We start from the raw sequence: 5,216 nt of genomic DNA, 5'->3' as shown, positions 1-5,216 counted from the left end.
GTTCCCAATAGCGGCGCTGCTGGTCCGTCCAGCGATGCCGCGCGCCGCGGCGGTCATAGACATAATATCCGCCGCCCGGATAATAGAAGTTATTGTACCAGCCGCCATATCCGCCGCCATAATAGCCGGGGCCATAATAGGGGTCGTAAAAGCCGTCATTATAGGCGTAGCGGCCATATCCGGCGTCGATGCCGCCATAGCCGTAACCGTCGGTGGCGCATCCGCCCAGTGTCAGCAAACCGGCAAGACCGGCCGCCAGCAAGGCGATCCTTTTCCTCGTTTTCGCGACAGGAGCCATGATCCGTCTCCTCAAAAGTCATGATCTGCGTGAGAGCCTAACGCGCCGGAATTGAATTGGTTGTGAACGGCGATGCGCCAAGGCATTAGGGAGATATAGCAAACGCAAATTCCGGATCGCCCACTCGCATGCCCCGCGCCACCATTGCAGACGTCGCTCGCGTTGCCGGGGTGTCGATCAAGACCGCGTCCCGCGTTCTCAACCGGGAACCGCATGTCAGCGCGGCAAAGCAGGCGATGGTGGAACAGGCGATCCTGTCCCTCAACTACCGGCCCAGCCAGATCGCGCGCAGCCTGAAGGGCAGCCGGTCGTTTCAGATCGCCCTGCTCTACGACAATCCCAGCGCCGCCTATTTCCAGGCGATGCATGATGGCGCGCGGCAATTGTGCGATGCGTCGGGATTTCGCCTGATGACGCAGGCGTTCAGCGTTCATGCGCCGACCATGGTGGGGGAGATCATCGCCCTGATCGACGACATGCATGTCGAGGGCCTGATCCTGTCGCCGCCGCTGACGGATTGCTGCCCGCTGCTCGAAGCGCTGGACGCCCGGCGGGTGCCGTTTGTCCGCATCGCGCCGACGGTGGCGCTGGAGCGGGCGGGCTTCACGCTGATGGACGACATGTCGGCGGCGGAGGAGGCGACGGCGCACCTCATATCCCTTGGCCATCGCGCGATTGGCTTTGTGCGCGGGCATCCGGATCATGGCGCCGCCAGCCAGCGGTTTGAAGGATATCGCCGCGCCTTGGAGCGGGCGGGGCTTGCCTTTGACGAGGCGCTGACGGCGCAGGGCGCTTTCACCTTCGCCTCCGGGCGGGAGGCGGCCGCGGAACTGTTGGAGCGGGAGGACCGCCCGTCGGCGATCTTCGCCAGCAATGACGACATGGCGGCGGGCGTATTGGCCTATGCGCATGAGGCGGGAATCGATGTCCCGGCCGACCTGTCGATCATGGGTTTCGACGATAATCAGATCGCGCAGATGATCTGGCCGCCGCTGACGACCATTCGTCAGCCGGTGCAGGCGCTCGCCTATGGCGCCGCGCGCCTTCTGCTCGACCGGCTGGAGACCGGCAGGGACGCGACGATGACGTTCGATTTCGAGCTGATCCAGCGCGGATCGACATGCGCAAGGACGCTGCAGGACGATTAGAATCGCGTAGAATCGCGGCGGCCGCCCGCCATATCGCGCTGCAGCAAAACAGTTCTGGACAAGGTGCCGCAATCTCCGCCTTAATCCGCGGCCGGGGGGAACGGTGCATGTCGCTTACAGTCCGCATTCTCATCGCTCTTGTCGCTGGTCTTGTCGCGGGACTGGCCCTGTCCGCCTGGGCGGGGGATGGCGGGGCGCAGGTGGTGGCGATCGCCCGGCCGGTCGGCAAGGCGTGGCTCAACGGGCTGCAGATGCCGTTGATCCCGCTGATCTTCGGCCTGCTGGTGACGGGCATCGCGTCCGCCACCGTGTCCGCCGCGACGGGCGGCGTCGCCGCGCGCGCGATTGTCAGTTTCGCTATCGCTTTGCTCGGCGCGGCGGCGGTGGCGGCCATCTTGGGGGAGGCGCTGCTGGCCTGGTGGCCCGTGCCCGACGGCGCAGTGACGGCCATTGCCGGGCATGGCGATGTGGCGGAGGTGGAGGGGGTTCGCCCCTCTGCGGATTGGCTTGTGGGGTTCATCCCGGTCAATCCCCTGCGCTCTGCGGCGGATGGGCAGGTGGTTGCGGTCGTGCTGTTCGCGCTGTTCTTCGGTTTCGCCGTCACCCGGATCGCGCCGGATGCGCGCGCGCGGCTGCTCGGCTTTCTCGACGCGATGGTGGAGGCGCTGCGGGTGCTGGTCGGCTGGGTCCTGCGCGTCGCGCCCATCGGCGTGTTCGCATTGGGGCTGGTCGCCAGCAACCAGTCCGGCCTGGCGACCGCTGGAGCGCTGCTCCACTATATCCTGTTCATCGTGGTCATCTGCCTGGCGGTCACAGCGCTGGTCTATCCGCTTGCCATCCTGTTGGGCCGCGTCGCGCCGATGAGGTTTATCCGCGCCGTGTTGCCGCCGCAGGCCATCGCCTTCAGCACGCAGTCGTCCATCGCCTCGCTGCCCGCGATGATCGCGGCGAGCGACCGCGACCTGGATGTCCGCCCCGAAGTGCGCAGCATCGTCCTGCCGCTCGCCATATCGCTGTTCCGCATCACCAGCCCTCCCGCCAATCTGGGCGTGGCCCTCTATGTCGCGGCCTTGCACGGGGTCGCGCTTGGACCGGCGCAGCTTATCATCGGGGTGTGCGTGGCGGCGATCGTCAGCCTCGCGGCCGTCGGCCTGCCCAGCCAGATCACCTTCTTCACCACCACCGGTCCCATCTGCCTGGCGATGGGCGTGCCGGTGGAGGCGCTGCCGCTGCTGCTCGCCGTGGAAACCGTGCCCGATATCTTCCGCACGGTCGGCAATGTCACAGCGGACCTTGCGGTCACGCGCATCATCGATGAGCGAACGCCCGGCGGGGCCTAGAGTGATTTCGAGTGAAATGGAACATTTCGCGGCTCGGAAATCACGAGATAACAAAGGACTAGACCGAGATTTTGATTCAATCAAAATCTCCGCGCAATCCGCCGCTATGCCGCCAGCGTGTCGCGGAACCGGGCGAGGCGCTCTATCCCGGCGTCCAGCGTGGCGTCCGACTTGCAGAAGCAGAAGCGGACGACATGCGTGACCGGCCTTTCGGCGTAGAAGCTGGACACCGGGATCGCGACGACACCGGCCTCCGGCACAATCCGCTCACAAAAGGTCACGTCGTCCAGCGCGATGCCCGACGCCGCCAGGTCGGCGGAAATGAACCAGGTGGCGGCGCTCGGCAGCATGGCATAGCCCGCTGCCGATAATCCGGCCGACAGGCGGTCGCGCGAACGCTGATAGTCTGCGCGCATCGCATCGAACCATCCCCGGTCCCTGCCCAGCCCCTCCGCGACCGCCCATTGCAGATTGGGCGGCGTGGTGAAGGTCAGGAACTGATGCGCGCGGGCGAGCGCGGTCGCCAGCGGCGGCGCAGCGCACATCCACCCGACTTTCCATCCTGTCACCGAAAAGATCTTGCCTGCCGATCCGATCTTCACCGTGCGTTCCCGCATGCCGGGCAGGCTGATCAGCGGAACATGGCGGTTGCCGTCAAAGGTCACATGCTCCCACACCTCGTCGCATAGGGCGACAAGATCATGGGCGATGCAGGCATTGGCGACGATCCGCAATTCCGCCTCGCTCGCCATCGTGCCGGTGGGATTGAGTGGGGAGTTGAGGACAAGCAGGCGCGTGCGGGGCGTGATCGCCGCCTCCAGCGCTTCGGCCGTGATGCGCCAGTGCGGCGGCTCCAGAGTCACCAGCCGCGCAACCCCGCCCGCACGCTCCACCATCGGCAGATAGGCGTCGTAAAGCGGCTGGATCAGCACCACTTCGTCGCCCGGAGAAATCAGGGCGAGCAGCGCCGCCGCAATCGCCTCCGTCGCGCCGGACGTGACGATCACCTCCTCCGGCGAGAGGTCGATCGACTGATGCCGCGCATAATGGTCGGCCACCGCGCGGCGCAGTTCCGGCAATCCGGCCATCGGCGGATATTGGCTGGACCGTTCGACAAGGGCGCGGGCGGCCGCCTGCAGCATGTCCGGCGGTCCCGCATGTTCGGGAAACCCCTGGCCCAGATTGATCGCCCCGGTTTCGCGCGCGAGGGCCGACATCTTCTCAAAGATCGTCGTGCCCATTTTGGCATAGGTGGGGTTCATGACCCCACCGCCCAGGTTACGCGCCGATTTACAGGCCCAGCCGCGCCCAGAAATCGTCCGGCCGGATCGTTTCGCCCGCCTGCATCTGCGGCGATCGCGACCAGGAAGGGTGCGGGAGGGGAATGCGTAGGGTGTCGGGCCGCTGACGCCGGATTTTTCTGCGAATGGTCATCGTTTTCTCCTGTGCGCAGGAAACACGAAACCGGGCGTGGTCGCTTTGGCAACGTGCGCTTTAGCCGTTGATGACGCGGAGCAAGCTGTCCTTCAAAAGCCGCGGAGCATAGGCTCGGCATTTTGTCTATCCATCGCGTAGAGATATGTCCATCAAGCAATGATGTTGCGCGCATTAGATTTCCTTGGGCATGTCTTCGACGAAATTGACATTGTGCATGGGGAACGGCTCCGGCGCATAGCGCACCTCTACCGTGTCGAGCCATGCGCGAAACGCCCGCCTGCCGCCCTCCCCGATATGAGCGAGGAGAGCGTCGCGGTAGCGCACGGGCCAGTAGCCGATCAGATATTGCCGCTCGAACACCGCAGCGCTTTCCCCCGAAAGCAGATCGCCGAGGTTGGCCGGGACCGGCAGCACATCGACCGGCGCTGTCAGGACAGCCTCGAAATCCCCCCGCGCGGCATGGTCGAGCGCCGCGCAAAGGCCGCCGAGCGGGCCGAAGCCCTGCACTGGATAATCGGCAAGGGAGGAAAGGCCGGGCCACGCCCGGCCGCAGATGACCAGTTCATCGACCTGCGGACGCAGCGCGGCGATCACATGGTCGATCATCGGCTGCCCGTCGATCATGGCCATGGCCTTGTCGCTGCCGAACCGTTGCGACTGGCCGCCCGCGATGATCGCGCCAAGGCGGCGCGCGCCCGCCGTCATCCGGCGGAGGCGCCGGACCTGCGGCCGATCCAGACCATATAGAGGACAAGCCCGATCGCATTCCACAGCAGGAAGAAATGATGCGTCTGGGACGGCAGGCTCATGAACAGATAGGCGCAGCCGATGATCGCGCCCGGCCCGACCAGCCAGGGCAGCGGCGACCGGAACAGGCGCGGTTCATCCGGCGCGCGGCGGCGGAGCACCAGCATGCAGGTGGCGACCGCCATGAAGGCGACCAGCGTCCCCGCATTGGCCAGGGCGGCGATCTGGTCCAGCGGCACCAGTCCG

At 65.8% G+C, this 5,216-nt stretch carries 5 protein-coding genes and 2 pseudogenes; 2 read left to right on the top strand and 5 right to left on the bottom strand.

What is annotated here, in order from left to right; translation table 11 throughout:
- Positions 1 to 298, bottom strand: a pseudogene (locus BHQ40_RS23960) (peptidase); the annotation flags it as partial.
- A 128-nt stretch (positions 299 to 426) separates the two neighbouring features.
- Here BHQ40_RS23960 and BHQ40_RS23955 point away from each other — a divergent pair.
- Complete coding sequence (locus tag BHQ40_RS23955) at positions 427 to 1,446, top strand: LacI family DNA-binding transcriptional regulator (RefSeq protein ID WP_070158221.1); 1,020 nt, start codon at positions 427 to 429, stop codon at positions 1,444 to 1,446.
- A gap of 107 nt (positions 1,447 to 1,553) precedes the next feature.
- Positions 1,554 to 2,786: a dicarboxylate/amino acid:cation symporter gene (locus BHQ40_RS23950; RefSeq protein WP_070158220.1), complete on the top strand. Its 1,233-nt coding sequence runs from the start codon at positions 1,554 to 1,556 to the stop codon at positions 2,784 to 2,786.
- Positions 2,787 to 2,890: 104 nt separating this feature from the next.
- Here BHQ40_RS23950 and BHQ40_RS23945 read toward each other — a convergent pair whose 3' ends face one another.
- The 4 genes and pseudogenes from BHQ40_RS23945 to BHQ40_RS26415 all read right to left on the bottom strand — a co-directional run.
- Positions 2,891 to 4,048, bottom strand: a complete 1,158-nt coding sequence (locus tag BHQ40_RS23945) for an aminotransferase (protein ID WP_070158219.1) — start codon at positions 4,046 to 4,048, stop codon at positions 2,891 to 2,893.
- A 28-nt stretch (positions 4,049 to 4,076) separates the two neighbouring features.
- Positions 4,077 to 4,220 (bottom strand): hypothetical protein, encoded by a 144-nt coding sequence (locus BHQ40_RS26420; protein WP_171905952.1) that lies wholly within the window; start codon positions 4,218 to 4,220, stop codon positions 4,077 to 4,079.
- A gap of 174 nt (positions 4,221 to 4,394) precedes the next feature.
- On the bottom strand, positions 4,395 to 4,928 hold the full coding sequence (locus tag BHQ40_RS23940) for a molybdenum cofactor guanylyltransferase (RefSeq protein ID WP_070158218.1): 534 nt from the start codon (positions 4,926 to 4,928) through the stop codon (positions 4,395 to 4,397).
- Positions 4,925 to 5,216 (bottom strand): annotated as a pseudogene (locus BHQ40_RS26415) (amino acid permease); the annotation flags it as partial. The pseudogene BHQ40_RS26415 and the gene BHQ40_RS23940, both read right to left, overlap by 4 nt.

Origin of the sequence: Sphingobium phenoxybenzoativorans (genome assembly GCF_001757355.1) — a bacterium.
Classification (GTDB): Bacteria; Pseudomonadota; Alphaproteobacteria; order Sphingomonadales; family Sphingomonadaceae; genus Sphingobium; species Sphingobium phenoxybenzoativorans.
This window is presented reverse-complemented; position numbering and strand designations above follow the sequence as displayed.